18 protein-coding genes and 1 pseudogene are annotated in these 26,106 nt (G+C 68.2%); 5 read left to right on the plus strand and 14 right to left on the minus strand.

Annotated features, from left to right (window positions below; all coding sequences use genetic code 11):
• Positions 1-2: 2 nt before the first annotated feature.
• Positions 3-932, minus strand: a complete 930-nt coding sequence (locus MEBOL_RS12195) for a branched-chain amino acid ABC transporter permease (RefSeq protein WP_095977592.1) — start codon at positions 930-932, stop codon at positions 3-5.
• Complete coding sequence (locus tag MEBOL_RS12200) at positions 932-2,131, minus strand: ABC transporter substrate-binding protein (protein WP_095977593.1); 1,200 nt, start codon at positions 2,129-2,131, stop codon at positions 932-934. Before MEBOL_RS12200 ends, MEBOL_RS12195 begins: the two co-directional genes overlap by 1 nt.
• Before the next feature lie 255 nt (positions 2,132-2,386).
• On the opposite strand from MEBOL_RS12200, the gene MEBOL_RS12205 reads away from it, so the two are divergent.
• On the plus strand, positions 2,387-3,136 hold the full coding sequence (locus tag MEBOL_RS12205) for a hypothetical protein (protein ID WP_095977594.1): 750 nt from the start codon (positions 2,387-2,389) through the stop codon (positions 3,134-3,136).
• 3 nt (positions 3,137-3,139) lie between these two features.
• Here MEBOL_RS12205 and MEBOL_RS12210 read toward each other — a convergent pair whose 3' ends face one another.
• The 4 genes from MEBOL_RS12210 to MEBOL_RS12225 form a co-directional block, all read right to left on the minus strand.
• Positions 3,140-4,645: a serine/threonine-protein kinase gene (locus tag MEBOL_RS12210; protein ID WP_095977595.1), complete on the minus strand. Its 1,506-nt coding sequence runs from the start codon at positions 4,643-4,645 to the stop codon at positions 3,140-3,142.
• 46 nt (positions 4,646-4,691) lie between these two features.
• Positions 4,692-6,524, minus strand: coding sequence for a molecular chaperone DnaK (gene dnaK, locus MEBOL_RS12215; protein WP_095977596.1), 1,833 nt, complete (start codon positions 6,522-6,524; stop codon positions 4,692-4,694).
• 6 nt (positions 6,525-6,530) lie between these two features.
• Positions 6,531-7,412, minus strand: coding sequence for a nucleotide exchange factor GrpE (grpE, locus tag MEBOL_RS12220; RefSeq protein WP_095977597.1), 882 nt, complete (start codon positions 7,410-7,412; stop codon positions 6,531-6,533).
• 61 nt (positions 7,413-7,473) lie between these two features.
• Positions 7,474-7,959, minus strand: a complete 486-nt coding sequence (locus MEBOL_RS12225; RefSeq protein WP_095977598.1) for a transcriptional regulator — start codon at positions 7,957-7,959, stop codon at positions 7,474-7,476.
• Positions 7,960-8,089: 130 nt separating this feature from the next.
• Here MEBOL_RS12225 and MEBOL_RS12230 point away from each other — a divergent pair, with 130 nt between their 5' ends.
• Genes MEBOL_RS12230 through MEBOL_RS12240 form a run of 3 tightly spaced genes read left to right on the plus strand, consistent with a single transcriptional unit; the run spans position 8,090 to position 11,203 of the window.
• Positions 8,090-9,580, plus strand: coding sequence for a putative Ig domain-containing protein (locus MEBOL_RS12230; RefSeq protein WP_095977599.1), 1,491 nt, complete (start codon positions 8,090-8,092; stop codon positions 9,578-9,580).
• 42 nt (positions 9,581-9,622) lie between these two features.
• Positions 9,623-10,471, plus strand: a complete 849-nt coding sequence (locus MEBOL_RS12235; protein WP_095977600.1) for a DMT family transporter — start codon at positions 9,623-9,625, stop codon at positions 10,469-10,471.
• A gap of 12 nt (positions 10,472-10,483) precedes the next feature.
• Positions 10,484-11,203: a hypothetical protein gene (locus MEBOL_RS12240; protein WP_095977601.1), complete on the plus strand. Its 720-nt coding sequence runs from the start codon at positions 10,484-10,486 to the stop codon at positions 11,201-11,203.
• Between the two features lie 6 nt (positions 11,204-11,209).
• Here the strand turns inward: MEBOL_RS12240 and MEBOL_RS12245 are convergent, their stop codons facing one another.
• From MEBOL_RS12245 to pulA, 5 genes are all read right to left on the minus strand, one after another.
• Entirely contained in the window at positions 11,210-12,859 is a 1,650-nt protein-coding gene (locus MEBOL_RS12245; RefSeq protein WP_095977602.1) for an FAD-dependent monooxygenase, read from the minus strand.
• Between the two features lie 12 nt (positions 12,860-12,871).
• On the minus strand, positions 12,872-13,948 hold the full coding sequence (locus MEBOL_RS12250) for a dipeptide epimerase (RefSeq protein WP_095977603.1): 1,077 nt from the start codon (positions 13,946-13,948) through the stop codon (positions 12,872-12,874).
• A 23-nt stretch (positions 13,949-13,971) separates the two neighbouring features.
• Positions 13,972-15,144 carry a nickel pincer cofactor biosynthesis protein LarC gene (larC, locus tag MEBOL_RS12255; RefSeq protein ID WP_095977604.1) on the minus strand — a complete coding sequence of 391 codons (1,173 nt, stop codon included), beginning with the start codon at positions 15,142-15,144 and terminating at the stop codon, positions 13,972-13,974.
• Between the two features lie 3 nt (positions 15,145-15,147).
• Complete coding sequence (larB, locus tag MEBOL_RS12260) at positions 15,148-15,900, minus strand: nickel pincer cofactor biosynthesis protein LarB (RefSeq protein WP_095977605.1); 753 nt, start codon at positions 15,898-15,900, stop codon at positions 15,148-15,150.
• Between the two features lie 123 nt (positions 15,901-16,023).
• A complete protein-coding gene (gene pulA / locus MEBOL_RS12265) occupies positions 16,024-19,782 on the minus strand; it encodes a pullulanase-type alpha-1,6-glucosidase (protein WP_095977606.1) in 3,759 nt (1,252 codons plus the stop codon).
• A gap of 157 nt (positions 19,783-19,939) precedes the next feature.
• Between pulA and MEBOL_RS12270 the strand changes: the two genes are divergently transcribed.
• On the plus strand, positions 19,940-21,607 hold the full coding sequence (locus MEBOL_RS12270) for an alpha-amylase family glycosyl hydrolase (protein ID WP_095977607.1): 1,668 nt from the start codon (positions 19,940-19,942) through the stop codon (positions 21,605-21,607).
• A gap of 108 nt (positions 21,608-21,715) precedes the next feature.
• Here MEBOL_RS12270 and MEBOL_RS42755 read toward each other — a convergent pair.
• From MEBOL_RS42755 to MEBOL_RS12285, 3 genes and pseudogenes are all read right to left on the minus strand, one after another.
• Positions 21,716-22,669, minus strand: a pseudogene (locus MEBOL_RS42755) (fatty acid desaturase family protein); the annotation flags it as partial.
• Positions 22,670-22,776: 107 nt separating this feature from the next.
• Entirely contained in the window at positions 22,777-23,733 is a 957-nt protein-coding gene (locus tag MEBOL_RS12280) for a glucodextranase DOMON-like domain-containing protein (protein WP_095977608.1), read from the minus strand.
• 88 nt (positions 23,734-23,821) lie between these two features.
• Entirely contained in the window at positions 23,822-26,041 is a 2,220-nt protein-coding gene (locus MEBOL_RS12285) for a hypothetical protein (protein ID WP_095977609.1), read from the minus strand.
• Positions 26,042-26,106: the final 65 nt, after the last annotated feature.

Genomic DNA, 26,106 nt, shown 5'->3' on the forward strand with positions numbered 1-26,106 from the left:
CGTCAGACCTTCTCCGCCGCGACCCGGCCGAACAGGCCACCGGGCCGCACGAGCAGCACGAGGATGAGGAAACCGAAGGCCACCGCGTCACGCCAGGTGCTCGCCGCGTAGCCCACCACGAACTCCTCCACGAGCCCCAGCAGCAGCCCTCCCACCATGGCGCCCGGCACATTGCCGATGCCACCGATGACCGCCGCCACGAAGGCCTTGAGGCCCACGTACAGGCCCATCAGCGGGCTCACCGACGTGTCCTTGATGGCGTAGAGCAGACCCGCCCCCGCCGCCAGCGCGCTGCCGATCATGAACGTCACCGAGATGACCCGGTCCGTGGGAATGCCCATGAGCGCCGCCACCCGGTGATCGAAGGACACCGCCCGCATCGCCCGTCCAAAGCGCGTGCGGAAGACGAGGTACTGCAGCCCCATCATCAGCGCCACCGCCACCATGAGCGAGATGACCTGCCAGTTCCACAGGACCACGTCGGGGAACTCGGGGTCGCCGAGCGTGAACCACTGGGAGGGCTTGATGATCTGCGGGAAGGCGCGCGGCGCCGAGCCCGGCAGGAAGCCGATGTCCAGTTGGAAGCCGTACGACAGCGTGAACGAAATGCCGATGGCGGTGATGAGCGCGGTGAGCCGGGGCTTCTCGCGCAACGGCCGGTAGGCGAAGCGCTCGATGAGGAAGCCGAGCAACGCGCAGCCGCCCATGGCCACCAGGAAGATGAGCAGCACGCCGCCCACCGAGCCTCGCGCCTCGCGGCCGAGCGCGAAGGCCGTCGCGTAGCCCATGTACACGCCGACCATCATCACGTCGCCGTGGGCGAAGTTGATGAGCTTGAGCACGCCGTACACCATCGTGTAGCCCAGCGCGATCAGCGCGTAGATGGTGCCCGAGGCGATGCCGTTGATGAGATGCTGGATGAGTTGTGACATCACGGATGGACGGTGGTGACGAACTCGGTCGTGCCGTTGCCGACCTTGAGGATGACGGCCGACTTCACGGCGTTGCGCTTCTCGTCCAGCGTGATGGTGCCCGCCACTCCCGGGAAGTCCTTCGTCTGGGCGATGGCGTCACGAATGGAGGGACCGCTCAGGTCCTTGCTCTTCTCGATAGCGGCGATGGCCACGCGGGCCGCGTCATAGCCGAGCGCCGCCAGCGCGTCCGGCACGGAGCCGTACGCCGCCTTGTAGTCGGCGATGAACTTCTGCACGCGCGGCTCCGGGTTGGCCGGCGAGTAGTGGTTGGAGAAATAGCTGCCATCCAGCGCGTTGCCGGCCAGCTCGAACAGCTTCTCCGAGTCCCAGCCGTCCGCGCCCATCATCGGCACCGTCAGGCCCAGCTCGCGCGCCTGGCGGGCGATGATGCCCACGTCGTTGTAGTAGCCCGGCACGTAGATGGCCTGCGGCTTGAGCTTCTTGATGCTGGTGAGCTGCGCGCGGAAGTCGGTGTCGCCCTGGGAGTAGCTCTCGGTGGCCAGCAGCGTGCCGCCCAGCTCCTTGAACTTCTGGGAGAACACCTCCGTGAGCCCGATGGAGTAGGCGCTCTTGTTGTCCTGGAGGATGGCCGCCCGCTCCACCTTGAGGTGCTCGCGCGCGAACTTCGCCATCACGAAGCCCTGGAAGGGATCGATGAAGCACACCCGGAAGATGAAGTCGCCCTTCTCCGTGACGGCGGGGTTGGTGGAAGCGGGGGTGATCATCGGGATCCCAGCCGCCTGCGCCTTGTCCGCCATGGCCAGCGAGTTGGACGACGCCACGTCGCCGAGAATCACCAGCACCTTGTCCTGGGTGATGAGGCGGGTGGCGGCCTGAGCGGCCTCCTCGGGCTTGCTCTGGTCGTCCAGGACGCGCACCGCGAGCTTCTTGCCCTTCACCCCGCCAGCGGCATTGACCTCATTGAGCGCCAGGTCCACGCCATTGCGCGTGGACACGCCGAAGGTGGCCTGGGCGCCCGTGAGACTGACGACCTCGCCGAGCAGCAGGGTGTCCGAGCTGGGAGGCTTGCCTCCCGTGGCCGGCTGGGCAGCCTGGCCTCCTGGCGCCTCTGCCGAGGTCGTGGGCTGGGACTTCTTCTCGCAAGCGGCCGAGAAAAGGGCGATTGCAGCGAGCAACACCGGGGTCAAACGGCGCATGCAGAGCATCCTCATGGGGCCAGGGTCACGACAAAGACACAGTTTTCTATGGGGACGCGGAAGAGGGGTCAAGCACGCAACCGTCTACCCGAGCGCCTCCCAGGCGTTTTCCCGGGTCGGCATCCGCCGGCCATGCTCCCCCCGCCGGGCGGCCAGGGCGACAAGCCCGGAGGGATTCCGCCCCAGGCAGAGGTCGCGTCCACACGGTCGGGTCCCCATTTTTCAATGGAACGACACCGCATCAGGAGGCGGACCATGGATCAGCGCGAAGAAATCAAGGAAGGCATGATCGTTCGCAGCGTCGATGGCCACAAGCTCGGCAGGGTCTATGCCGTTGGCGGGACCGAATTTCATATCGAGAAGGGGCTCTTCTTCCCCAAGGATTATTCCGTCCGCTACTCGGAGGTCAGCACCATCCGGGACGGGGAAATCTTCCTGGCGCACGGCCGCGACAGCCTGAAGAAGTTCTCCCTGGATGACGTTCCCAACACGGATCCGCTCGACTCGGGCCGAGCGCCTGTCGCCCGCACGGAGGCGCCAGGCGTCACGAGTTGGAGGGATCTGGACCGCCCCGCGTCACTGAGTGAGCTGAGCGGACTGCGCACCCAGGACCTGGGCAACCAGGAAATCGGTCCCCACAACACCGAAGGCGCCAGCGCGAGCCCCATCCTGACGGAAGAGGACCGGGAGCGGGCCCGCGTGAACGCCCGTCCCATCGAGCCCGTCCTGCGGGAGCCCGGATTCCCCATCCCTCCCTCGAGCCCCGGAGACACGAGACCCCCCCTGCGGGCCTCTTCCCTGGACGAGACGGTGGGCGTGGTCTCTCCGGGTCGGGACCCCACCCTCGAGCGCACCATCGAGGAGGACTACCGCGCCGCGCTCATCGAGGACGAACTCTATGAGGAGACGCACCGCGTCCAGGCGAGAGGGGACGCCGATCTGGAAGGCCAGAGAAAGCTGAACCTCAGTGGCGAGGACGATTCGTCCATCAAGCGAGGCCGCTGACCGTCAGCGCGCCGGGCCCTTGGCGGGGACCACGGGAGTCGCCCGGGTCGGTGAAGTGGGTGGCCCCGAAGCGAGGTGGACACGCTCCAGACGCTCGAAGCCCTGGAGCCGTTCGGGGAAGTGGGTGCGTACGAGCTGCCCTACTTCCCCATCACGTGCCGGGGGACACGCCTCCGTCAGGGCCTCGGCCATCTGCTGGGCGTGGGCGAAACGGTCCTCCGGGCGCTTCGCGAGCGCCTGTTCGAGCACTCCCCACAACTTCGGGTGAATGCTGGCCGGCCGGCTCAGCCGGTCATCGCAGATGGCCTCCATGGAAGCCACGTCATCGCCTCGATCGAAGGCGCGCTTGCCCGTGAACGCCTCGTAGAGGATGAGACCCATGGCGAAGAGATCACTGCGCGCGTCCAGCCGCCGCCCCAACGCCTGCTCTGGAGACATGTAGAGCGGCTTGCCCTTCACGATGCCCGGCAGGGTCACCGTGCGCTGGGCTCGAGCCTTGGCCACGCCGAAATCCAACACCTTCACCCGTCCGTCGAAGCCCACCATCAGGTTGTGCGGCGACAGGTCCCGATGCACCAGTTGCAGCGGACGTCCGTCCTCGCCACGTGCGAGGTGGGCCGCGTGCAACCCATGGAGGGCCTGCACCACGACGGCCGACACCACCGCCGCCGACGGACGCAACGTCTTGAGGAGCCGGTCGAAGTCCACCCCGCGCACCAGCTCCATCACCAGGAAGTAGGCCCCCTGGGACTCGCCGAAATCGTGGATGGTGACGAGGTTGGAGTGGGACAAGCGCAGGCCAATCCGCGCCTCGTCCAGGAACTGCTTCACCATGTCCGGATCCGACACCAGCTGCGGCAGGATGCGCTTGAGCGCCACCAGCCGGCCCAACCCCTCGGGGCCGCGGGTACGCGCCACCAACACCTGCGCCATGCCCCCGGTTCCCAGGGGAGTCACCAGCTCGTAGCGGCCGATCCGGGCACGGGTGCCCGTGACGGGATCCTCCTCGGGCGCCAGGTCATCCAGCTTCTCCAACACGTGAGCGCCGTCCGCCAGGGCGATGAAGGCCAGCACCGCGTTGTCGAGCTGATCCGCCATGGCGGCCACCAGCTTCATCACCAAGGCGCCGCCGTCGTCGAAGCGGCCCGCCACCACCAACCCCATGGTGCCCAGTTCCAGCCGGCCGAGCGTCAGGGGGGCGCAGAAGAGCATCCGGCCCTCGGGCAAGGGGCGGCAACCCGACCAGCCCGTGGCCTCGAAGACGTCCACGCCGAGCACGCCCAACACCCGGGTGAGCACGGGGCCTTTGCTTCCCCGGAGGCCGACGAAGCCCGCCGAGGCATTCACCAGCCGGGCGCACTGCGTGAGGTAGACGTCCACCGCCGCATCGAGATCCAGCCCGCGCTCCAGGCAGTCCTCGATGATTTCATCCGCGATGCGCGTCACGGCGGTCAAGCCGCGCAGGAACGAGACCTCGGCTTCCAGGGAAGGGAATTCCACGGAGGCCATTGAACACCGGCGGGATGGGCCCCGGGAAGGGGCCCTCGCCCGTGGCTCAGGAGCTCGCCTTGGACTGGTCCGCGTAGAGCGCGTCCGCGATGCGGTAGGCGCTCGTCTCCAGCTTCTGGTAGGCCTCCTTCACGGCCGCCGCGTCCGAGCCCTTGAGCAATTCCTTGAGCGCGTCCAGGTCCGCCTTGATGTCCGTGCGGTCCTTCTCCTGCAGGACGTTGCCGTACTCCTCGAGGCTCTTCTCCGTCGTGTAGATGAGCGAGTCGGCGTTGTTGCGCAGCTCGGCCATCTCCTTCTTGAGCTTGTCGCTGGACTGGTTGGCGCTGGCGTCGGCGATCATCGCCTGGATTTCCGCCTCGGTCAGACCCGAGTTGCCCACCACGCGCACCTGCTGGACCTTGCCCGTGCCCAGATCCTTGGCGCTCACGTGGACGATGCCGTTGGCGTCGATGTCGAAGGAGACCTCGATCTGCGGCACGCCGCGCGGCGCCGGGGGAATGCCCACCAATTCGAAGCGCGCGAGCGTCTTGTTGTCCACCGCCATCTCGCGCTCGCCCTGGAGCACGTGCACGCTCACCAGCGGCTGGTTGTCCACCGCCGTGGAGAACACCTGGCTCTTCTTGCAGGGGATGGTGGTGTTCTTGTCGATGATCTTCGTGAAGACCCCACCCGCGGTCTCCACGCCGAGCGACAGGGGCGTCACGTCCAGCAGGAGGACGTCCTTCACCTCGCCCTTGAGCACGCCGCCCTGGATGGCCGCGCCCACGGCGACGACCTCGTCCGGGTTGATGCCCTTGTGCGGCTCCTTGCCGAAGAACTCCTTCACCTTCTGCTGCACCGCCGGCATGCGCGTCATGCCGCCCACCAGGAGCACCTGGTGGATCTGCTGCGCGGGCACGCCCGCGTCCTTGAGCGCGATGCGGCACGGCTCGATGGAGCGCTCGACCAGGTCGGACACCAACGCCTCGAAGGTGGTGCGCTCCACCGTCTCCGTGAGGTGCTTGGGACCCGTGGCGTCCGCGGTGATGAACGGAAGGTTGACCTCCGTCTCCGTGGCGCTCGACAGCTCGTGCTTGGCGCGCTCGGCCGCTTCCTTCAGGCGCTGCAGCGCCATGCGATCCTTGCGCAAGTCCAGGCCGTTGTTCTGCTCGGCGAAGCGCTTGGCCAGGAAGTCGATGAGGCGCTGGTCGAAGTCCTCACCGCCCAGGAACGTGTCGCCGTTGGTGCTCTTGACCTCGAAGACGCCCGAGTTGAGCTCCAGGATGGAGATATCGAACGTGCCGCCACCCAGGTCGTAGACGGCGATGCGCTCGGCGCTCGCCTGGCCCACCTTGTCCAGACCATAGGCGAGCGCCGCGGCCGTGGGCTCGTTGATGATGCGCAGCACGTTGAGGCCGGCGATGCGGCCCGCGTCCTTCGTCGCCTGACGCTGGCTGTCGTTGAAGTAGGCCGGCACGGTGATGACCGCCTCGGTGACGGGCTCGCCGAGGTAGTCCTCCGCCGTCTGCTTCATCTTCATCAGCACGATGGCGCTGATCTCCGGCGGGCTGTAGCCCTTGCCCCGGCTCTCCACCCACGCGTCGCCATTGGGGCTGGCCACCACGCGGAAGGGACTCACGCTGATGGCCTTGCGGGCCTCGGGCGAGTCGTACTTGCGGCCGATGAGCCGCTTGACGGCGAAGACGGTGTTCTCCGGGTTGGTGATGGCCTGGCGCTTGGCGATCTGCCCCACCAGACGCTCACCGGACTCGGTGAAGCCCACCATCGACGGAGTGGTACGGCTGCCCTCGCTGTTGGGGATGACCACCGGCTCGCCGCCTTCCATGACGGCCACGCACGAGTTCGTCGTCCCCAGGTCGATTCCAATCACCTTGCCCATGACGTCCTACTGATTCTCGCTGGGAGTGGTGCCGGTCTGCTCGGGAGCGCTCCCCCCCGTGGGCTCGCCCCCCGGCGTTGAACTAGAAGTCGACTCGGGCTGCGCGGTCTCGGGTGCGCGCGCCACCACCACCAGCGCGGGCCGCATGAGCCGCTCGTTGAGCGTGTAGCCGCGCACGGCCTCGTAGACGACGTGCCCCGCGGGCACCGTGGCGCTCTCCACCTGCTGCATCGCCTCGTGCAGGCGCGGATCGAACGGCTGACCCACGGCGGAGAACCCCTTGACGCCCTGCTTGCCGAACGCGCTCTCGAAGAGCTTGCGCGTCATCTCCACACCCGTGCGCAGGCTCTCGAAGTCGGCGGACTTCTGGGCCGCCTCCAGCGCCCGGTCCAGGTTGTCGAGCACCGGCAGGAAGTCCTTGAGCAGGCGCTCGGCGCCGAACTTCTGGACCTCCTCCTTCTCCTTCTGGGCGCGCTTCTTGTAGTTCTCCAGGTCGGCCGCGGCGCGCAGGGCGCGCTCGTGGCTCTCCTTGAGGCGATCCATCGTCTCGCGGCTCTTGCTCTGGCTGAACTCGAGCTGGGCGCGCGCCTGCTCCAGCTCGCGCTGCACCTGCTCCAGCTTCTGGCGCGTCTCGGCCAGTTCCAGGGAAGAGCCTTCACCGGAGGAAGACGAGGGCTCCCCGAAGACGGTCGCGGGGACGTCCACCTCCAGGGTCATACCCCCATCGGGGAGATCCATCTCCAGCGTTCGCCCCCCCTCGGGAAAGTCCTCGTCCGCCGGAGGCGGGGAGGAGGCACGCCGCTCGACGCTCTTCAACGCGTCGTCGATGACGTCCTGGGAGATGTCCGTCTGAAAGCTGCCCTTGGAATCACGATTGGAGCCGGCCACGGGCGCACTATGTCATGGGGCGCGAGTTGATCCAACGCCCACGACGGTCCCCCACGCTTCGTCAGGAGCCCTGGCGAGCGGGCTTCTTGCGGCCGATGGACTTGGAGGCCCCCGGCCTGGCCGCCGCCTTCTTCGTGGCCGAGGGGGGCGCCTTGGCGGCGGGCTTCTTGCGGCCGATGGACTTGGAGGCCCCCGGCTTGGCCGCCGCCTTCTTCGCGGCCGGAGGGGGCGGCTCGGCCCGAGGGGGTGGCTCGGCCGGAGGAGGCTGGGGCGTGGAGGAAGCCTCCCGCTTCTCGAAGGCGCCCTCCACGGTCTCCTCGACGCGGCGCACCGCGGACTCGATCTGCTCCGCGGCCTGCTTGCCCGTCGCCACGGCCCAGGTCCGCAGGGTCTGCAACCCCTCCTTCACCTTGGCCTGATTGTTGGGATCCTGCACCTCCTCGAGGAGCCGCTGGGCATGGGTCTTGAGTTCATCACCCGTGCGCTTGAGTTCATCTCGCGTGAACTTGAGGACTTCCTTCAATTGCTTGTCCCACTTCTCGGCCATTGGTCCGCCTCCCTGACGCACAGCGCAAGCCTGGCCATCTGACTGCACCCCCGCGCGGGGCGCAAAGCAATCTTGCTTGCTAGAGTCGGGCGCTTCACGGGAACCACCCGTCCCGAGTCCGGAGCCCCCCATGGCGTTCGCCCGACTGTTGAGGATGCTCGGCATCCTCGTCCTCATTGGTGGCTGTAATGGAGAACCGTCCTCCGGCACTCATGCGCTCGTGCTGCCCGAGCTGGCGCCGCAGGAAACCACCGAGGGCGTTCCCTATGAGGTGAGCCTCGGCGCCACCCAGGGCACGCCTCCCCTGCAGTACATGGTGGGGGAGCTTCCCCCGGGGTTCTCCTTCTATCGGAGCACCGGGATTCTCAAGGGCCCGGCCACGGCCGCGGGCTCCTACGCCATCTCCGTGCAGGTGAAGGATGGCACGGGCGCCACGGCCACGCGGACCTACCTGCTCAAGGTCTATCCCGCGCCGAGCATCCCCGCGCGCTCCCTGGCCGCCGCCACCCAGGGCACCTCCTATTCCGTCCCCTTCGAGGCCGAAGGGGGCAAGCCACCCCTGCGCTGGGAGCTGGCGGGTGGAGCCCTCCCTCCAGGACTGATCCTGAACCAGGAGGGGCAACTGATGGGTGTTCCCACGGCCTCGGGCACCTACGCGCTCACCGTGCGCGCGCGGGACGTGCATGGCGCCCAGGTGGAACAGTCCTTCGGACTGGAGGTTCGCGCGGGGACGGGCCCCGAACCCCAGGGCCTGGAACTCAGGGCGGTCAACTGGAACCTCGAGTGGTTCGGCCATCCGGACGAGGGGCCCTCGGATGAAGCCCTCCAGCTCGCGAATGTGCGCAGGGTCATCGACACGACGAAGGCCGATGTCTGGGGCCTGCAGGAGGTCGTGGACACCGAGCACTTCAACGCGCTCAAGCAACAACTGCCCGGCTATGACGGCTTCGTCGCCAACGATCCGGGCGTGCCCTCGGGCGCGTACTTCTACGGCTCCACCGACGCGAAGCTGGCCCTCCTCTTCCGCTCGGACGTGGTCAGCGTGCTGGAGAAGAAGCTCATCCTCACGACGGGCTCCAATCCCTACTACTTCGGCTCGCGGCCCCCCCTCCAGGTGAAGCTGCGCATCACGCGCGAGGGCAAGAGCACGGAGCTGGTGGTCATCGTGCTGCACATGAAGGCGTACGCGGACACGGACTCCTACAATCGCCGGAGGTCGGCGGCCCTGGCGCTCAAGGGCTATCTGGACGCGCAGGCCGCCACGACGCCCATCCTCGTGCTCGGGGACTGGAACGACGACGTGGATGTCTCCATCCTCAAGAACTCCAGCACGGGAGAGTACCTGCCCTCGCCGTACCAGGGCTTCGTCGATGACTCCTCGGACTTCACCTTCGTCACCCGGCCCCTGGCGCTCGCCAAACAGAGCAGCACGGTGAAGGCCCAGAACACCGAGTTCATCGACCACCAGCTCATCACCCGGAAGCTCGCGTCGAGCTATGTGAGCGATTCGGTCCAGGTCCTCCATCCCGAGGCCTATATCGACCGATATGGTGTGACCACCACGGATCACTACCCGGTGCTCAGCCGCTTCGCCTTCGGTGATACCGCCCTGACGCCGTGAAGCGGACGCGGGAGCCGGATATAAGGCCCCCGCCCCGCGCCCATGCACCCCTCCCGCCTCTATATCCTCGTCGCCGCCGTGTGTTGGTCCACGGCGGGCGCCGCCGTGAAGCTGTCCACCTTGTCGGCCTGGCAGCTCACCGCGGGCCGCTCGCTCGTCGCGGCGCTGGTGCTCGCGCTCGCCCTGCCCTCCGGCCGCCGGCTGCCGTCACGTCAAGGCGTCCTGGCCACCTTCGCGTACGCGGCCACGGTGACGACGTTCATCATCGCCACCAAGCTCACCACCTCCGCCAACGCCATCTTCCTGCAGAGCACCGCGCCGCTCTACGTGCTGCTCCTGTCTCCCATGGTGCTCGGCGAGCGGCCCTCCCGCGGCGAGTTGCTGGCCGTGCCCGTGTTCCTGCTCGGCCTGAGCCTGTTCTTCCTCGACCAGTTCCACCCCGGCCAGCGCTGGGGCAACGTGGTGGCGATGGCCTCGGGCATCTCCTTCGCCTTGTGCATTCTCGGACTGCGGGCGGTGAAGGACGAGGGCACCTCCGTGCTCGTCTGGGGCAATGTGATCGCGGGGGGCGTCGCCCTGTTCTTCGCCATGGACGGCCCCCGCCCCACGGGGATGGACATCGGGCTGGTGCTCTTCCTGGGTGTGTTCCAGTCAGCACTCGCCTACTCGCTCTTCCAGCACGGCCTGCGGGACACCCCCGCCGTGGAGGCCTCGCTGCTCGTCCTGCTCGAGCCCGTGCTCAACCCTGTGTGGACTTTCCTGCTCGCGGGCGAGCGCCCCGGTAGCTGGGCGCTCGTGGGAGGTACCATCATCCTGGTGGCCACCGCCTGGCGCACCTTGCTCGTCTCCTCTCGGACCGGCGGCCCTTCGGCCCGTGAAAAAGTTCCATAGGAGACACCTGCCTTGAAGACGATTCGCCGAACCTTCGCCGTGACGACGTTCCTGCTGCTCACCCCGCTCGGAGCCATTGCCCGGGAGCCGGTGAAGTCCTTGTCGGAGGACCTGAATGGCGATGGCAAGAAGGAAGCCATCTCCCTGCAGTGGAAGGAAGGCGACAGCACCTACGTCCTCAAGGTCGGGGGCTCCACCGCCCAGGGCCGCGGAGACGAGTCTCGGGTGGAGGGGGTGTCCGTCGTCGACCTCAACACGAAGGATAAATGGAAGGAACTCCTGGTCCACATCGAGCTGCCGTGGGACGAGCACCGCCTCGACATCTACGGCTTCGATGGCAAGGAGCTGAAACCGCTGGGCAGCGTGCCCACCCTCGACCAGGCGCACGGCAACGGCATCTTCCTCTCGGACGACTGGTGGGGCTTCTGGAACCGCCGGGACAAGTACGTCCTGAACCGCGAGAAGTGGAAGATCGAGCGCATGCCCCAGAACGTCTATTACGTCGGGGAAGAGGCCACGGTGACCACGTCCTTCCCGCTCACGTTCGACCGGAGTGGCAAGGACGTGGTGGCCAATCTGGCGACGAACTCGAAGATCCTCGTGCTCGCCGCCGACCCCGCCATTCCCGGCAAGCTGCCCTGGTTCCTCGTGAAGTCCTCCACCGGGCTGCTCGGCTGGGCGGAGGGCGAGGCCCTCACGCAGAACACCACGGGACTGCCCTTCCACGAATGAGCGGGACTAGCGGCCCATGCGCCGCGTGAGTTCCGCCTCGAGCCGTCGCGGATCGATGGGCCGCTCGCGGTGGCCCACGTAGCCGTCGGGCCGCACCAGGTAGAAGCACGCCGAGCCCGCGCCGAACCGGCGATGCACCGCGCCATCCGTGTCCGCCAACATGTGGGAAGCCGGAGCCTCGGCGCCGGCCACCACCACGCGCGCCTTCAGGAAGGGTCCGTACGCCGCCTCCAACCGTCGCGCGAGCGCCACCAGGTCATCGGCGCCTCGCGCCTCGGGAACCAGCCCGGTGAACAACAGCAGCGTGTGGTGGGGCCCGTGCAGCACCTGATGCAGACGCTCCACGCCCTCGCCCTTCACGGGCAACTCCGGCACGCGGGAACCCGGCGCGGGGCCCTGCTCCATCCGCACGCCGCCCGCGTCCTCACCCCACAGGCGCTCGGTGGACAGCGGGCTCTCGCGGTAGCGGATGGCGAGCTGGGAGACGAAGCGGGAGGCGAAGCGCTGAGCCCGGAGGACTCCAGACAACTTCCGGGCGACGCGCGGAACCACGAGGCTGCGCAGGAGTCGAGAGATAGCCCCTCCTCCCGCCATGATCATGAAGGCCCGATCCGTTCCCTCCAGCAGCATGCGCCCCACCGGCAGCCGCTCGGCCTCGTAGGTGTCGAGCAGGGCCTCCGGCACGCGCCCCCGGGTGACGAGCGCCAGCTTCCAGGCGAGGTTGTAGGCGTCCTGGATGCCCGTGTTCATCCCCTGGCCACCCGCGGGACTGTGGATGTGCGCGGCATCCCCCGCGAGGAAGACCCGGCCCCGGCGATAGTGCGGCACGCCCCGGCGGTGCAGCCGGTAGCGCGACATCCAGCGCGGCTCGCTCACGCGCGCGGGCAGCGGCACCATGCGATCCACCAGCGCCTGGAGCTCCTCCAGGGACAGGGGCTCGATGTCATCGGCCTGATCGGACTCGTCCGTCCGCGGCATGATGAAGAACAAGCGGTAGCGGCTGTCTCCGGGCATCGGGAAGACGCCGACCACTCCGTGCAGGGTCGGCATGATGAAGACCTCCCCCTCTTCGAGCGACCACTCCACGTGCACATCGGCCAGCACGCACGCGTCCTCGTAGGTATCGCCCTCGAAGGGCAGATCCGCTCCCTTGCGCACCCGGCTGCGCGCGCCGTCACACCCGAGCAACCAGCGCGCCGTCACCTGCTCGCTCCGGCCATCCGCGTGCCGCAGCGTGGCCACGACCCGCTCCGCGTCCTGCGTGAAGCGCTCCAGCGCCACGCCCCGCTCCACCCCCACCCCGAACGTGCCCAGGTGCTCGGTGAGCATGGACTCGGTGGCGTCCTGCGGAAGCATGAGGATGTAGGGATAGCGCGTCTCCAGCCACTCGAAGCCGCCCAGGGGCACGCGCGCGCGGACCCCTCCCGTCCCCACCACGTTGAAGGCGTTCGTCCGCCGCCCCGACGCGAGCGCCCGCTCGACGAGGCCCAGATCCTCGAAGAGCTCCAGCGTGCGGGCCTGCACCGCCAGCGCACGGGAGAGCGGCGACGGCGCCTCGAGCTGCTCGATGATGCGGCAGCGCAATCCATGCCGGGCCAACTCGGAGGCCATGGTCAGCCCCGTCGGACCCGCGCCCACCACCAGTGCGTCCAACATGTGTGCTCCCCCTCAGTCCAGCACGACCCCGTGTCCCGCCTCGATGTGTCCGACGTCCACCCGCCCTCCCTCCACCCGCAGGCCTCCCCGGAAGGCGTGCTCCCGGATGAAGAGGTGCGTGTCGAGGTCCGCGTAGTCGAAGCCACCCAGGCCCGCGGCGAAGTGTACCGCGCTGCTCATGGCCAGGGTGCTCTCCACCATGCCCCCCATCATCAATTCCATGCCGAAGGCGCGCGCCGCGTTCCACATGGCCAGGGACTCCCCCACGCCGCTCTTCATGAACTTGAGGTTGACTCCGTGCGCCCCGCCCTCTCGCGCCAGGCGCACCACGTCCTTCACCGTCCGGGCCGACTCGTCCGCGCAGATGGGCACCCGCGAGGAACGCGTCAGCTCCGCCATGCCCTCCCAGTCCTCGCGAGGCACGGGCTGCTCGAAGAGCGCCAGCGGAATGCCCGCGGCCTCCAACCCCGAGAGGAACGTGCGCGCCCCCGCCACCGTGTAGCCCCCATTCGCGTCCGCGAACAGCCGGGCCTCGGGCGCTTCCCGGCGGATGACCACCATGCGCCGCACGTCCTCTTCCGGCGACAGCGCGCCCACCTTCACCTTGAGCGTGCGGATGCCTCGCGCGCGAATCGCCCGGGCCGACGCCGCCGCGTGGGCCTCGTCTCCGGCCGTCACCGTCATGTCGATGTCCAGGCCGGTGCCCGCGCCCCCGAAGAAGGTGGCCAACGGCATGCGGTGGTGGCGGCACAACGCGTCCAGCAACGCCAATTCCAGTCCACAGCGCGCGGAGGGAGCCTTCGGCAGGGCCTCGCCGAGCCACGCACCGATGGGGCGCCAGGCCGCCGCGTCCTTGCCGAGCATCGCCTCGCGCACGGAGCCCAGGGCCTCGAGCGTGCTCGCCTGAGACTCACCGGAGACCGCGGTGAAGGGCGCCGCCTCGCCCAGGCCCACCGTCCCATCCGCGAGCGTCAGGCGCACCAGCACGTTGTTCGCCATGTCCGGCGCGCCCGTGGCGATGGCGAAGGGCTCCGTGAGAGGCAGGTCCAGCGGCTCGAAGCGCAGCTCGGTGATGCGGGTCGGTTGCATGACGATCCTTGGAGAAAAACGGTTCACTTGCCGGAGCCGAGCGCCGCGAGCGCCGCCGCCATCACCTGCTTGAGCGGCACCCCCGCGGCCTCGGCCACCTGGCGGCAGTCCTCGAATTCAGGGTGGGCATTGAGCACCTCGCCATTGCGCAGGCCGCGCTTCACGCGCACCCGGCCCCAGGGCGTCTCCACCTCCACCCAGTCGCGCTCGAGCGCCCGGCGCTCCACCGGATAGGAGCGAACCCCCAGCGTGGTGGACTCGCGCAGGAGCGTGTCCATCACCGACTCCTTCACGCCGCCCTCCACCAGAACGCTCAACACGTGCCCTGGCCGCGCCTTCTTCATCGTCGCGGGGACCACCCAAGCGTCCAGCGCGCCCCGGACCAGCACGTGCTCCAGCAGGTAGCCGAGCAACTGGGGCGTGCTGTCATCCAGGTTCGCCTCCAGCACCCAGAGCCCCTCGGCCCGAGCCTCGGCCCGGCCGAGCGACGCGCGCAGCACGTTGGGCCGGTCGCGGAAGTCCTTCGTCCCCACGCCGTAGCCGATGCGCTCGGTGATGAAGTCCGGCGGAGGCTGGCCGATGTGCGTGAGGACCTTGAGCAGGGCCGCGCCCGTGGGCGTCGTCAGCTCGCCCACGCCCTCGAAGCGCACGGGCAGGTTCTTGAGCAACTCCAGCGTGGCCGGCACCGGAATGGGCATGTTGCCGTGCGCCACGCGGATGGTGCCGCTGCCGAGCGGAGGCGGCGCCGCGAACACTTCCGGATCGCCCAGGAGTTCCAGCACCACCGCCGCGCCGCAGATGTCCACGATGGAATCCACCGCGCCCACCTCGTGGAAGTGGATGTCGTCGATGGACACGCCGTGCACCTTCGCCTCGGCCTCGCCAATGGCCCGGAACACCGCCAGGGCCCGCTCCTTCGCCCGGGGCGGCAGCGTGGGCGCGGCCTCGATGAGCTGGCGGATGTCCGCATAGGCCCGGTGCGGATGCGCCTCGCGCTCGTCCAGCACCACGTCCAGGTGCGTGCCACTGATGGCATGACGAACCGCGCGCTTCACCGCCAGCTTCCAGCCCGGCACGCCGAGCCCACTGAGCGCCCGCGTCAGCTCATCCGGGGACAGACCCAGGTCGATTCCCGCCGCCAGGAACATGTCCCCGGCGATGCCACCCACGGGCTCCAGATAGAGAATCTTGCGCATGGTCTACCGCTGACCCTTCGTGCGCGAGATGAGCGCCGCGTAGAAACCGCCACCAAAGCCATTGTCGATGTTCATCGTCGCCACGTTGGAAGCGCACGAATTCACCATCGCCAGCAGCGCGGACACGCCCCCGAAGTTGGCCCCGTACCCCACCGACGTCGGCACCGCCACCACGGGAATGCCCACCAATCCGCCCACCGCGCTCGCCAGTGCGCCCTCCATCCCCGCCACCACCACCGCCGCGTGCGCGGACTGGATCTCCTCGCGCCGCTTCAACAGCCGGTGGATGCCCGCCACGCCCACGTCGTACACGCGGTTCACCGTGGCGCCCATCGCCTCGGCGGTGAGAGCCGCTTCCTCGGCGACGGGAATGTCGCTCGTGCCCGCCGTCACCACCGCCACCTTGCCCGCCTTGGGCTTGCCCTGCTTCACGTGGAAGATGCGCGCCACGGCGTGGTACTCGCCCTTCGGGAAGGCCTTGCGCAACGCATCGGCCTTGTCCTGCTGCAGCCGCGTCACCAGCACCGGCTGCTTGACCTCCATCAGCTTGCCCACGATGCCGAGCAGTTGTTCCACTGTCTTCGGCTCGCCCAGCACCACCTCCGGAAAGCCGAAGCGCAGGCTCCGGTGCGTGTCCAGGGTCGCATAGCCCAGCTCGGCGAAGGGCAGATCCTTGAGTTGCCCCACGGCGGCGTCCACGGAAACCTTGCCGCCCTTCACCTGCTCGAGCAGTCGGGTGAGCGTCTTCTCGTCCATGGGCGCTCCTCTACTCCACTCCGGCCAGGGCCGCACGTGGCAAGCGGCCCGGGGCGCGAATGACGAGGGCCCTGGACTCTCGCCCAGGGCCCTCGCTTCACTCATCCGTTTCGCACCGCGGCACTACGCCTGACGGCGGCGCGAGCGCAGCAGGCCACCCAGCAGCAGCGCCAGACCCCCGAAGGAGCCTCCGCCCGAACCGGCGCAACCCCCGCACCCGCCCTGGCCAGGGCCGTCCGGAGCGGTGCCCCCATCGTTACCCGGGCCCGCGTCGGCACCCGGCTCCGTGCCTCCGTCATCCCCGGGAGCCGAACCACCCCCATCGCGGGTGCCCGCGTCGTCCGGCGTTCCGGCGTCTCCGCCCGGGCCCGCGTCGATTTCACCACCCGCGTCCGGGGTGGTGCCTCCGTCCGCGTCGGTGCCCGCGTCGTCCGGCGTCCCGGCATCTCCGCCCGCGTCCGGAGTACCCCCATCCGTGTCGGTGCCCGCGTCGTCCGGCGTCCCGGCATCCTCGCCAGGGCCCGGACCCGCGTCGATTCCACCGCCCGCGTCCGGCGTCCCCGCATCCTCCGGCGGGACGTACGTGTTCACGAACACCGCCGTGGTGCGGCCCGGCACGATGAAGTCACCGGAAGATTGGAAGGTAGCGCCCTGGAGGACAGGGTCCGTCGACGCCTGCAACGCGGGGTGCGGTTGCATGGAGCGGCCCGCGTAGTCGGCGATGTGGAAGACCTGCTGCTCCTTGTTGGCGTTGAAGAACACCACCGCATCCGTGATGCCATCGGTGGCATCCTCGTTCCGGATGTTCATGACCAGCAGGCCCGGAATCTGGGACGGGCCCGTGTTCAGGAAGTGCACGTGCTCCTGGATGTCCGCGGCCGTGCGCAGCCGGAACAGGGCCGCGCTCTTGCGGATGCTCAGCACCTCGCCGAAGTGCTCCAGCGCCCGGCGGATGTGCGCGGGACCGGGCTTGAGCGCCGGATTGGCGAGCAGCGAGCGCATCGTGGGCCAGTTGTCCTTGTTGTCCGCTTCCGGAGGCAGGCCCACGCCCCAGTTGTTCGACGCGTAGGTGAAGTCGAGCGTGTTGAACCAGTCGCCCGAGTTGTAGCTGTTGCGGTCCAGGGACTTGGACCGCAGCAACTCATCGCCCGCGTGGAAGAAGGGAATGCCCTGGCCGAGCGCCACCAGGCTCAAGCCCATGTTGTGCATGCGCACGCGCGCGTCCATGTCGGCGGAAGCGGACGCCTTGAACTGGACGGCGTCGAACAGCGTCTCGTTGTCGTGCGCGGAGACGTAGGTGATGACCTCCTGGGGATCCGACGTGTAGCCGGTGGGCTGGCCGTTGTAGTCCACCTCGGCACCCGTCACGACCGTGCCGTCCTTGTTCATGAAGGAGTAGTCGCGCAGGTTGCCGGCCAGACCCACGCGGATCTGATCCATGTAGTGCAGCAGCCGCTGGCGCTGGTCCTCGGCACTGCCCGAGGTCGCCGAGTTGGGGTCGTCCCAGAGGCCGCTGATGAAGCCCTGCTCTTGCAGGCCGCTGAACGGGCCACCGCCACGGGCCGCGTCGCGCAGACGGTCGCTGAACGTGCCAATGCCGGTGCCGGACATGTTGAGCTGGGTGGCGTTCACGCCCCGCGCGTTGTTGGTCACCTCGCCGAAGTCCCAGCCCTCGCCATAGAGGTAGATCCTCGAGCCATCCACGCCGTCCTTGGCCTGGGTGAGCGCGGCGAGCTTCGCCTGGACCTTGAGCATGTTGGACTTCATGTGGTGGCCCATCAGGTCGAAGCGGAAGCCATCCACCTTGTAGAACTTCGCCCAGGTGACGAGCGAATCCACCATGAGCTTCTCGAACATGGCGTGCTCGGAGGCGGTGTTCTGGCAGCAGGTGCTCGTCTCCACGTTGCCGTCGGCGTTGAGGCGCTGGTAGTAGCCAGGCACCACCCGGTCGAGCACCGACTTGTCCGCCTGTCCCCCGAAGGCCGTGTGGTTGTAGACCACGTCCATCACCACGCGCAGGCCGCTGTCCGACAGCGCCTTCACCATCTGGCGGAACTCGAGGATGCGCGCGCTGCCGTTCGGCTCCACCGCGTAGCTGCCCTCGGGCACGGTGTAGTGGAACGGGTCATAGCCCCAGTTGAAGCCGTCCAGGTCCTTCACCGCGACCACCGCCGCCTGCTGCTGCTCCGAGTCCGGAGCGAAGGACGCCAGGTCCCCGCTCGGCTCCTGCTGCTTCGTGCGGTCCTCTTCGATGGTGGCGATGTCGAACGCCGGCAGCAGGTGCACATGGGTGAGGCCCTTGGCGGCCAGGCCCCGCAGGTGCTTCATGCCGTTGGAATTCGCCTCGGTGAAGGCCAGGAAGGTGCCACGCTTGGGCGCTGGCACCGTGTTGTCGTGGATGCTGAAATCGCGCACGTGCAGCTCGTAGAGGACGATGTCCTCGGGCGCCGCCAGCGCGGGCTTCACCAGCGAGGACCAGCCCGTGGGCGCGAGCGACGCATCCGCCAGATCGACGAGCTGGCTGCGCGTGCTGTTGAGCGACAGGCTCACCGAGTAGGGGTCTGTCACCAGGTTCTTCACGACCGCCTTGAGGGAGGGCACGTACACCTCGACCTCGTAGAGGTAGTAGTGACCCTTGAGGAGCGTTCCGCCCACCGTGCTCCAGACGCCCGTGGTGGCGTCGAGCGTCATCGGCAGGGAGCTCCAGAACGTCGTCGTGGCGTCATTATACAGGCGCAGGGTCACGTTGCGGGCCGTGGGGGCCCAGAGCCGGAACGTGGGCTCGGCGCCATTCCAGGTGACCCCCAGCGCCGCGTCATTGGCGTACAGCTCGTCCAGCACGCCGGGCAGTTGAACCCCCGTGGCATCCAACATGTTCTGGTCGGCGTCCACGAGCGAGAGCGCCACCTGGCCCTTGAGGATGTCCTTGACCTTGAAGAGGTCCTCATCCGCGATGCGGAACACGGGCTTGCCCACCAGATGGGGGAACTTCTCCGCGAGCTGCGGAGGCAAACCCACCGTCTCGCGAGTCAGCGGAATCGACTGCCCACCGGAGATGCCCGCCGGACCGAGCGACATCGCCCCCGAGGGGTCGTAGTGCAGCGCGAAGGTCGCCGTCGCGGGAATCGTCACCGAGGGCTCCCACACCAACAAGTCCCCGGACACCCAGTGGGCGCGGCGCAACTGGATATCGCCCTTGGGCGCGCCGACGACCTCGATGTTCAACACATGCGAGGTGGAGTCGTAGGTGAAGATCACGGGCAGCCCCGCGGAGGGCACCGAAAAGCCGATATTGGCCCCGCTCGGAGCACCGCCCGCGCCGTAGTTCTCATCCCAGCTCTCATTGATGGCGACCTTGCCCTCGTAGCTGCCCGCGGGCAGCTCCGTGGTGGAGAACGTGTAGACGCCGTCCCCATCCGGATCCTTCAGCCACGAGCCCAGGCAATCCGGCTGCCAATCCCCCGGACATCCCAGCTCGCTCTGGAAGCTGCCCGGCGCCACGGCGATGACGGAGTTGTACCGCGTGGTGATCCAGTGCGACTTGTCGTCGTAGTAGAACTTGACCGTTTGCGGTGTGGAGAGTTCCAGGGTGAACGCGGCACCATCCTTGGCGCCTCCCTGGCCATAGATGGAGGTGGCCCCGTCTTCCGTCACGGCCGCGCGGAACGTGTGGGTGCCCGCGGGCAGCGCGAACGAGCCCTGCCAGGCTTTGTCCCCCGCGTCGAAGGTCAGCGCGGAGCAGGGCTCGCCCGAGGCGCACACGGAACCGACGAGCGAGACATCCGAGGGCGCCGCGAGCGCGCTTCCCGCCGAGGCAAACACGAGCGCGCCCAGCAGCGCCCGCGCCCGGCGTCTTCCGAGGGGTGGAGAGGAGAGGATCATGGGTACACCTTTTCCGTGAGCCAGCCATCCCAGGAAGGAGAACGGCCGGGCACCAGTCGGGGGGGGGGAGGAAACAACAGCCTATAGCAGAGGACCCACGGCCCTTCATCCGGGGCCGCTGGCACGCACCCGGCGAGCGCTGTTAAGCCTCACCTCCATGCCGAGCCTCCGCTCCTCGTGTCTCCTGCTCCCGCTGTTCACGCTGACGTCCTGCGTCACGGGTCCCGCGACTCCGGTCGACGGCTCGCCCACGCCCCGTGTGGAACTCGCCGCACCCACGGCCAACCTCTGGTACCAGCACGCCGTCTTCTACGAAGTCTTCGTGCGCAGCTTCCAGGACTCCAACGGTGACGGAAAGGGAGACCTGGCCGGCCTCATCTCGCGCCTGGACTACCTCAACGACGGAGATCCGAACACGACGTCGGACCTGGGCGTGGACGCGCTGTGGCTCATGCCCGTGTTCGACTCGCCGAGCTACCACGGCTACGACACGACGAACTACGAGCGCATCGAGCCGGACTACGGCACCAACGCGGACTTCGAGCGGCTGTGCGCCGAGGCCCACCGCCGGGGCATGCGCGTCATCGTGGACCTGGTCATCAACCACACGAGTTCACAGCATCCCTGGTTCCAGGAGTCCGCGGCCTCGCCCGAGTCGGCGAAGCGCGACTGGTACGTGTGGAGCCCCGTGGATCCAGGCTGGCGGCAGCCCTGGGATCTCTTCTCCCAGGGCGCGACCTGGCACCCGCTCAACGGCGCGTACTACTACGGCGTCTTCTGGGGCGGCATGCCGGACCTCAACCTGCGCACGCCCGCGGTGCGAGAGGAGGTCAAACGCCTGGCCTCGTTCTGGCTCGACAAGGGCGTGGATGGCTTCCGGTTGGACGCCGTGCGCTACCTCATCGAGACGAGTGGGGGCCTCACCGGACAGGCCGACACGGCCGAGACCCACGCCTTCTGGAAGGAGTTCGCCGCGCACGTGCGAAGCGTGAAGCCGGACGCGGCACTGGTGGGAGAGGCCTGGACGAATACGCCGCTCATCGCGCCCTATTACGGCTCCACCGCGCAGGTGCCCCAAGGCGATGAGCTCCCGCTCAACTTCAACTTCCCCCTCGCCGAGGAGATCATCAAGGCGGCGCGGCTGGGCAACGGCAATGGGCTCGCCTTGAAGTTGTCGGAGATGCGGAGCCGCTACCCCGTGGGCGTGGCGGACGCGCCCTTCCTCACCAATCACGATCACGTGCGCGTGGCCACGCAATTGGACGGAAAGCCGGGTGCGCTCGTGACCGCGGCCTCCCTGGTCCTCACGCTCCCCGGCTCGCCCTTCCTCTATTACGGCGAGGAGGTGGGCCTCTTGAACGGCACCACCCAGAACGACGAGGCCAAGCGCACGCCCATGCCCTGGGACGGGAGCACGGGTGGAGGCTTCACGTCCGGCACGCCCTGGTTCGCCTTCGCCCCCGGCCACGAGAACACCCACGTAGCCGCGCAGATGACGGCGCCCGGTTCACTGCTCTCGCGCTACCGCGACCTCATCCGGGCCCGCCATGCCTCCCCCGCCCTGGAGCGAGGTGGCCTCACCCTGCTCACCTCCACCCAGAGCCGCACCTCCACGCTGGCCTTCTTGCGCACGCTCGAGGGCGAGCGCGTCCTCGTGGTGCACAACCTCGGCGATTCCGCGGAGAACGCGGGCCCCTTCGAGCTGGAGGGCGACCTCGCCGAACCGCTCTTCGTGGACAGCTCCGTGCGCGCCCCCGAAAGAGACGGCGGCACCTGGCGCATCACCCTGCCCGCCCGCACCACCGGCATCTGGCGCCTGCGGTAGCGCGCGTCCCGAGTCCCCGCTCCCACCGGCCAGGGACGCCCCCGCGAAGAGCCGGCGCAGCAGCACGAACAGACCCGGGTGGCTCGCGCGCACGTAGGGAGCCGTCGGCGGCATGGCCGCGCAGAGGCGCCGATGCGCTTCCCCCAGCGCGTGGTAGGGCAGTCCAGGCAGCAGGTGGTGCAAGGCGTGATAGCGCAGACCCACCGGCGCCCAGAGCGAGGCCAGGACACCGGGCGGAGGCACGTTCACCGAGTCCAGGAACTGCTCCGTCACGCTCATGGGCGAGCCATCGTTCTCCCAGAGGTGGGCGACGAGCGTGCGCGTCTGATTGAGCACGGCCACCGCGGAGGTGACCGCGAGCAGGACTCCCACCGCCCCGAGCGGCACGACGCCCGCCAGCACGAGTGAGATCAAGGTCCAGGCCCAGAGCGAGCAGGTGCTCTCCAGCCCCCACCACTCCCACTTGCGGCGGCCCTCGGGTGGCGAGCGGCGGAAACCCGTCTCGATGATCAGGGACGAGGCGCGCTCGACCACGATCCGCCGCAAGCCCGGCCAGCCCCACGACAAGGGCGCGAGCACGGCGAAGCGCAGGAGCAGGGCCAAGGGCGCGAGCGCCGATGCGAAAAAGAAGAGCACCAGGAACGCCGGCCGCATGTGGGCGAGCGGCAGGTACTCGGGATCCCTCGCCGTGCCATAGCGGGAAGGGACGTGGTGGAGGTTGTGCACGCCCTCGTACGTGAACGAGGGCAGCAGCAACGGCACGCCAATGAGGACGTTCCAGGCCCACCAGAAACCCGGGACGGCGTTCGCCTTGAGGTGGGTCAACTCGTGGATGAAGCTCACCGCCCGGTACAGCGCGAAGACGGCGAGCACTCCAGCGCCCAGACGGCCCCAGGGAGAAACGGCGGCCACCGCCAGGAAGAGCCCGGTGTAGCCCACCACCGACGAGACCAGCAGGTCCGTCCAGTAGATGACTGGACGCGCGTGATGGAGTTCTCGCGTCAGCCGGCCAGCCGTTCGAGCGAGGTGTTCATCGAACTCATCAACGGAAAGGACGGTCATGGTGTTCGCGCCTCTACCAGGAGTTGCCCCACCTCGTAACTCCCGAGACACGCTCACGCACGACGGCGACGGATTCCAGCCTCACCCGGAAGAGCCGGATTCTCGCCTTATGAGCCCTCGGGAGCGGGCACCACGGCGGGCCACGGTGGCATCGCGGGGCCGAGCACGTCTTCCTGCCGCACGCCGTCGGGCACCACCAGGTCCACCACCGGGGACTGGAACGAGCCGCCCACGCGCCCTCCGCCGAAACGCTCGTGGGACACACCCGGCCCGATGCCCAGCACCATCACGCCCTGCTCCGGGGGCGCCGTCACGCCACCGAGGAACGAGGGCAGCGCCACGCGCAGATTGAGCGAGGCGCCCGTCACGGCCACCGCGTAGCCCCAGGACGCCCGCGCCGGGCCGCCGAGGAACGCCTCCGGAACGAAGAAGGAGACGGTGTGCCCAACGACCCGGGCGCGGGTGGGAAAGAAGACGTGCGTGTCGAGGCGTTGCTCCACCTGAGCCTCCAGCGCCTTCAAGGCGGGCTCCCCGAGTGAGCCCTGGGTCCGTTGGGCCTCGGCGATCGCCGCCTCGCGCCACAGCTTGCGCAGCATGTCGCGAGCCTCATAGGGCCGGGGCGTGAGGATGAGCGCCTTCTCCCACCCACTGCCTGGCGCGAGCACCAGATGGCGGCCCGGCAGCGTCTCGGTACTCCCCGAGCCCTCTTGCCGATCCTGGTCCACGTACACGTCCAGATTGAAGGTGTAGAAGCCCAGACGGGCCTGGTCCGCGAGCGTGGTCCCCGCCGCGTCCACCGTGCGGCGCTGTGGGACGGCGATGGGCCGCGCGAAGGTGGCCTCGAAGCGCGTGCCTCCGCTCTCGGCCCAGGCGCGCAGGGACAACAGGTCCAGCGAGCCCGGCGTCATGTCCTGGCGCAGGGGATAGCGCAGCTGGCCATCGCCATGGTCATCCCCTCGGGGATCCTCCAGGACGAAGAGGGGCGTGCCGCCGCGCGTGCCACGGCAGGCGGACACCAGGGCGGCGAGCAACAGGAGCGGCACGAGGCGATGGAGCGAAGACATGGCGGGAGCACTCCTCGGAGAGCGGACATGACGAGGGCCCGGCGCACGTGTGCACACCGGGCCCTCTGAGACAGCATGGAGCGGACGACTAGAACTGCGCCTTCATGAAGGCCTTGAGCCGCGCCTGGGAGAAGTCGCGCGTCGCCAGGCTCTGCCAACCGAAGCCACCACGGCGCTCGAAGCCCAGGGAGCCCACGGGAACATTGAAGTTCTTGGAGATGGTCTCATCGGCCGCCACGGGCGTGTAGCCATCGCCGTAGTCCGGCGTGAAGGTACCGAACAGGTACTGCCCCTCGAGGCCGAACTCCACGCCCGCCAGGATGTACTTGGCCTTGAGCGCCACCATGTTCTTGTCGTGATCGCCGGACACCATCTGGTGCCGGTTGTACGACTGGAAGGCCGTGTTGCCGTCCTTCAGGTTCGCCAGGAACTTGGTGTAGCTGATGGAGGCGTAGAGGTCGTCGGTGAGCTGGTAGCCGGTGCCGAGGTTGAAGGCCGAGTAGTTCAGCACGCGATCGTCGTCCGAGATGTCGTCGAAGGGCTTGAACGCATAGCCGCCACCGGGGAGGACCCCCGGATTGCCGTAGAGGTCATCGGCCGTGGAGTACTTCCCCTCCGCGTCGTAGTAGCGCTTGGTGTTCGTGCAGCCGCTGCCGTCCGCCGCGCAGTCCCCGTCCTCGTAGGGCAGGTATTTCTTGTCGTTCAGGCGCTTGTCGGTCTCGTGGATGTACTTGACCTTGCCGAACACGTCCACGCCCTTGCCGATGTCGAGCACGTAGCGCGCCTTGAGCACGGCGATGTGCGTCTTCTTGTCCTGGAAGGGCTGATAGGCGTTGCGGAAGTTGTGCAGCACGCCCGAGTCCAGCTCCGCACCCGGATACGGGGAGTCCCCAATGGCCCGGTTGTCGTTGCCCCACGCCTGCCAGTTGGTGTTGTAGGTGACGAACGAGTACTCGCCAGCGATGTCGAGCGCGCCGTTGCTGTAGACGGGGTTGAGCGTCACGCCCTTCCAACCGATGACCGTCTGGGCCATGGGCTCGTCGAAGTCGGTGAACTCGTTGTCCACGTTGATCGTGGCCACCTGCTGGCTCTCGTTCGTCCAGCCGCCGTAGCCGATGGCGGTGGGGTTGCCCTGGTACACGCCATACGCGCGGTTGTTGGGGCCCGGGAAGGCGAACGTGCCGTCAGTGCCCTCGGTGAGCAGCACGTCCGACTCGCGCCGGGCGGCCATCATGGAGACGTAGTTGGCACCAATGTTGAATACCTGCGCGTTGAATGTCAGGCCGATGTCCAACGGATCGCTCAGCGTGACGTCCACCTTCCAGGTGTTGTCCTCGAGCCGGCCCGCGGGCACCGACGAGAAGCCATCGAGCCCGAAGCTCTTGGGCGTGAAGCGCGGGTCCGTATCACTGGAATTGAAGAGGCCCGTGCTCTCGGAGGAGGCGTAGGAGCGGTAGAAGGCGCCGCGCACATCCAGGATCGACCCCAGGTGGAAGCCCGCCTTGAGGCCTCCCACGCCGTTGCGGAAGCGCGGGTAGAGACTGCGGCCATCGTCCAGGTTGTTGTCGTTGGGATTGAGTTCCCGGTCATCGACGTACTGGAAGATGCCTCCTACGTCGAACAGGTCTCCAGCGGTGTAGCGCGTCTGGAAGACATAGGCCGCGTCCGTGGCGTGGTAGGCACCCACGGTGTACTTGGGACCCGCCCACAGCCGAGGCAGCGCCACGGCGGCCGCGTCCCACGACAGCTGACGCTCGAGCGCCGAGCCCTGCACCAGGAGCCCCGCGGCGTTGTCGCGGTCGATGTAGCGGATGCGGCCGAGGACGAAGGGGTCGAACTGGCCGAAGTCGTTGGCGCCAATGGTGGCCGAGTCGACGAGGTAGCCCGGCGTCAGCGTGACGGCCATGCCACGCAGCTTGATGTACTGGCTGGAGCGCGCGTCGAACTCACCGCAGTTGCCCGCGACGCAGTCGTTGCCCTGCTTTCCAAAGCCACCGAAGTTCGTCCAGAAGTTCTGGTTGAAGCGGCTGTGGATGCGGCCACGGACCTCGACCTGGCTGGACAAGCGCGCGCTGAGCAACAACTCCAGCTCCGTGCCAATGCCGTTGTCGCCGAAGCCTTCGCCCGGGATGGTGGTGAAGTTGTAGAGCGCGCCCTGGTTGCGCAGGCTGCCGGCGAGCCACTTCGTATAGGTGGTGCCCCCAATCTGCAGCCGGGGCGCTTCCTGGGCGAGCGAGGGTACGGCGGGCAGCAGGGTGGCGGTCGCGGCCAGGGCGGCGGCGCCCTTCCGCATGGATTTGATCTTCATGGATGATTCCCCTCCGTTGAACAACCGGATCGGGGAGCGGCTGCTCCCCGATCAACGGCGACACT

Source organism: Melittangium boletus DSM 14713, from assembly GCF_002305855.1.
In the GTDB taxonomy this organism is placed as follows: Bacteria; Myxococcota; Myxococcia; order Myxococcales; family Myxococcaceae; genus Cystobacter; species Cystobacter boletus.

Bases quoted from the DNA above. Each gene is read 5' to 3' on its own strand.
- MEBOL_RS12235 (WP_095977600.1), top strand. From the start codon at position 9,623: ATGCACCCCTCCCGCCTCTATATCCTCGTCGCCGCCGTGTGTTGGTCC.
- MEBOL_RS12250 (WP_095977603.1), bottom strand. From the start codon at position 13,948: ATGCAACCGACCCGCATCACCGAGCTGCGCTTCGAGCCGCTGGACCTG.
- MEBOL_RS12280 (WP_095977608.1), bottom strand. From the start codon at position 23,733: ATGTCTTCGCTCCATCGCCTCGTGCCGCTCCTGTTGCTCGCCGCCCTG.
- MEBOL_RS12230 (WP_095977599.1), top strand. From the start codon at position 8,090: ATGGCGTTCGCCCGACTGTTGAGGATGCTCGGCATCCTCGTCCTCATT.
- MEBOL_RS12245 (WP_095977602.1), bottom strand. From the start codon at position 12,859: ATGTTGGACGCACTGGTGGTGGGCGCGGGTCCGACGGGGCTGACCATG.
- MEBOL_RS12205 (WP_095977594.1), top strand. From the start codon at position 2,387: ATGGATCAGCGCGAAGAAATCAAGGAAGGCATGATCGTTCGCAGCGTC.
- larC (WP_095977604.1), bottom strand. From the start codon at position 15,144: ATGCGCAAGATTCTCTATCTGGAGCCCGTGGGTGGCATCGCCGGGGAC.
- MEBOL_RS12285 (WP_095977609.1), bottom strand. From the start codon at position 26,041: ATGAAGATCAAATCCATGCGGAAGGGCGCCGCCGCCCTGGCCGCGACC.
- pulA (WP_095977606.1), bottom strand. From the start codon at position 19,782: ATGATCCTCTCCTCTCCACCCCTCGGAAGACGCCGGGCGCGGGCGCTG.
- larB (WP_095977605.1), bottom strand. From the start codon at position 15,900: ATGGACGAGAAGACGCTCACCCGACTGCTCGAGCAGGTGAAGGGCGGC.
- dnaK (WP_095977596.1), bottom strand. From the start codon at position 6,524: ATGGGCAAGGTGATTGGAATCGACCTGGGGACGACGAACTCGTGCGTG.
- MEBOL_RS12270 (WP_095977607.1), top strand. From the start codon at position 19,940: ATGCCGAGCCTCCGCTCCTCGTGTCTCCTGCTCCCGCTGTTCACGCTG.
- MEBOL_RS12225 (WP_095977598.1), bottom strand. From the start codon at position 7,959: ATGGCCGAGAAGTGGGACAAGCAATTGAAGGAAGTCCTCAAGTTCACG.
- MEBOL_RS12195 (WP_095977592.1), bottom strand. From the start codon at position 932: ATGTCACAACTCATCCAGCATCTCATCAACGGCATCGCCTCGGGCACC.
- MEBOL_RS12200 (WP_095977593.1), bottom strand. From the start codon at position 2,131: ATGCGCCGTTTGACCCCGGTGTTGCTCGCTGCAATCGCCCTTTTCTCG.
- MEBOL_RS12210 (WP_095977595.1), bottom strand. From the start codon at position 4,645: ATGGCCTCCGTGGAATTCCCTTCCCTGGAAGCCGAGGTCTCGTTCCTG.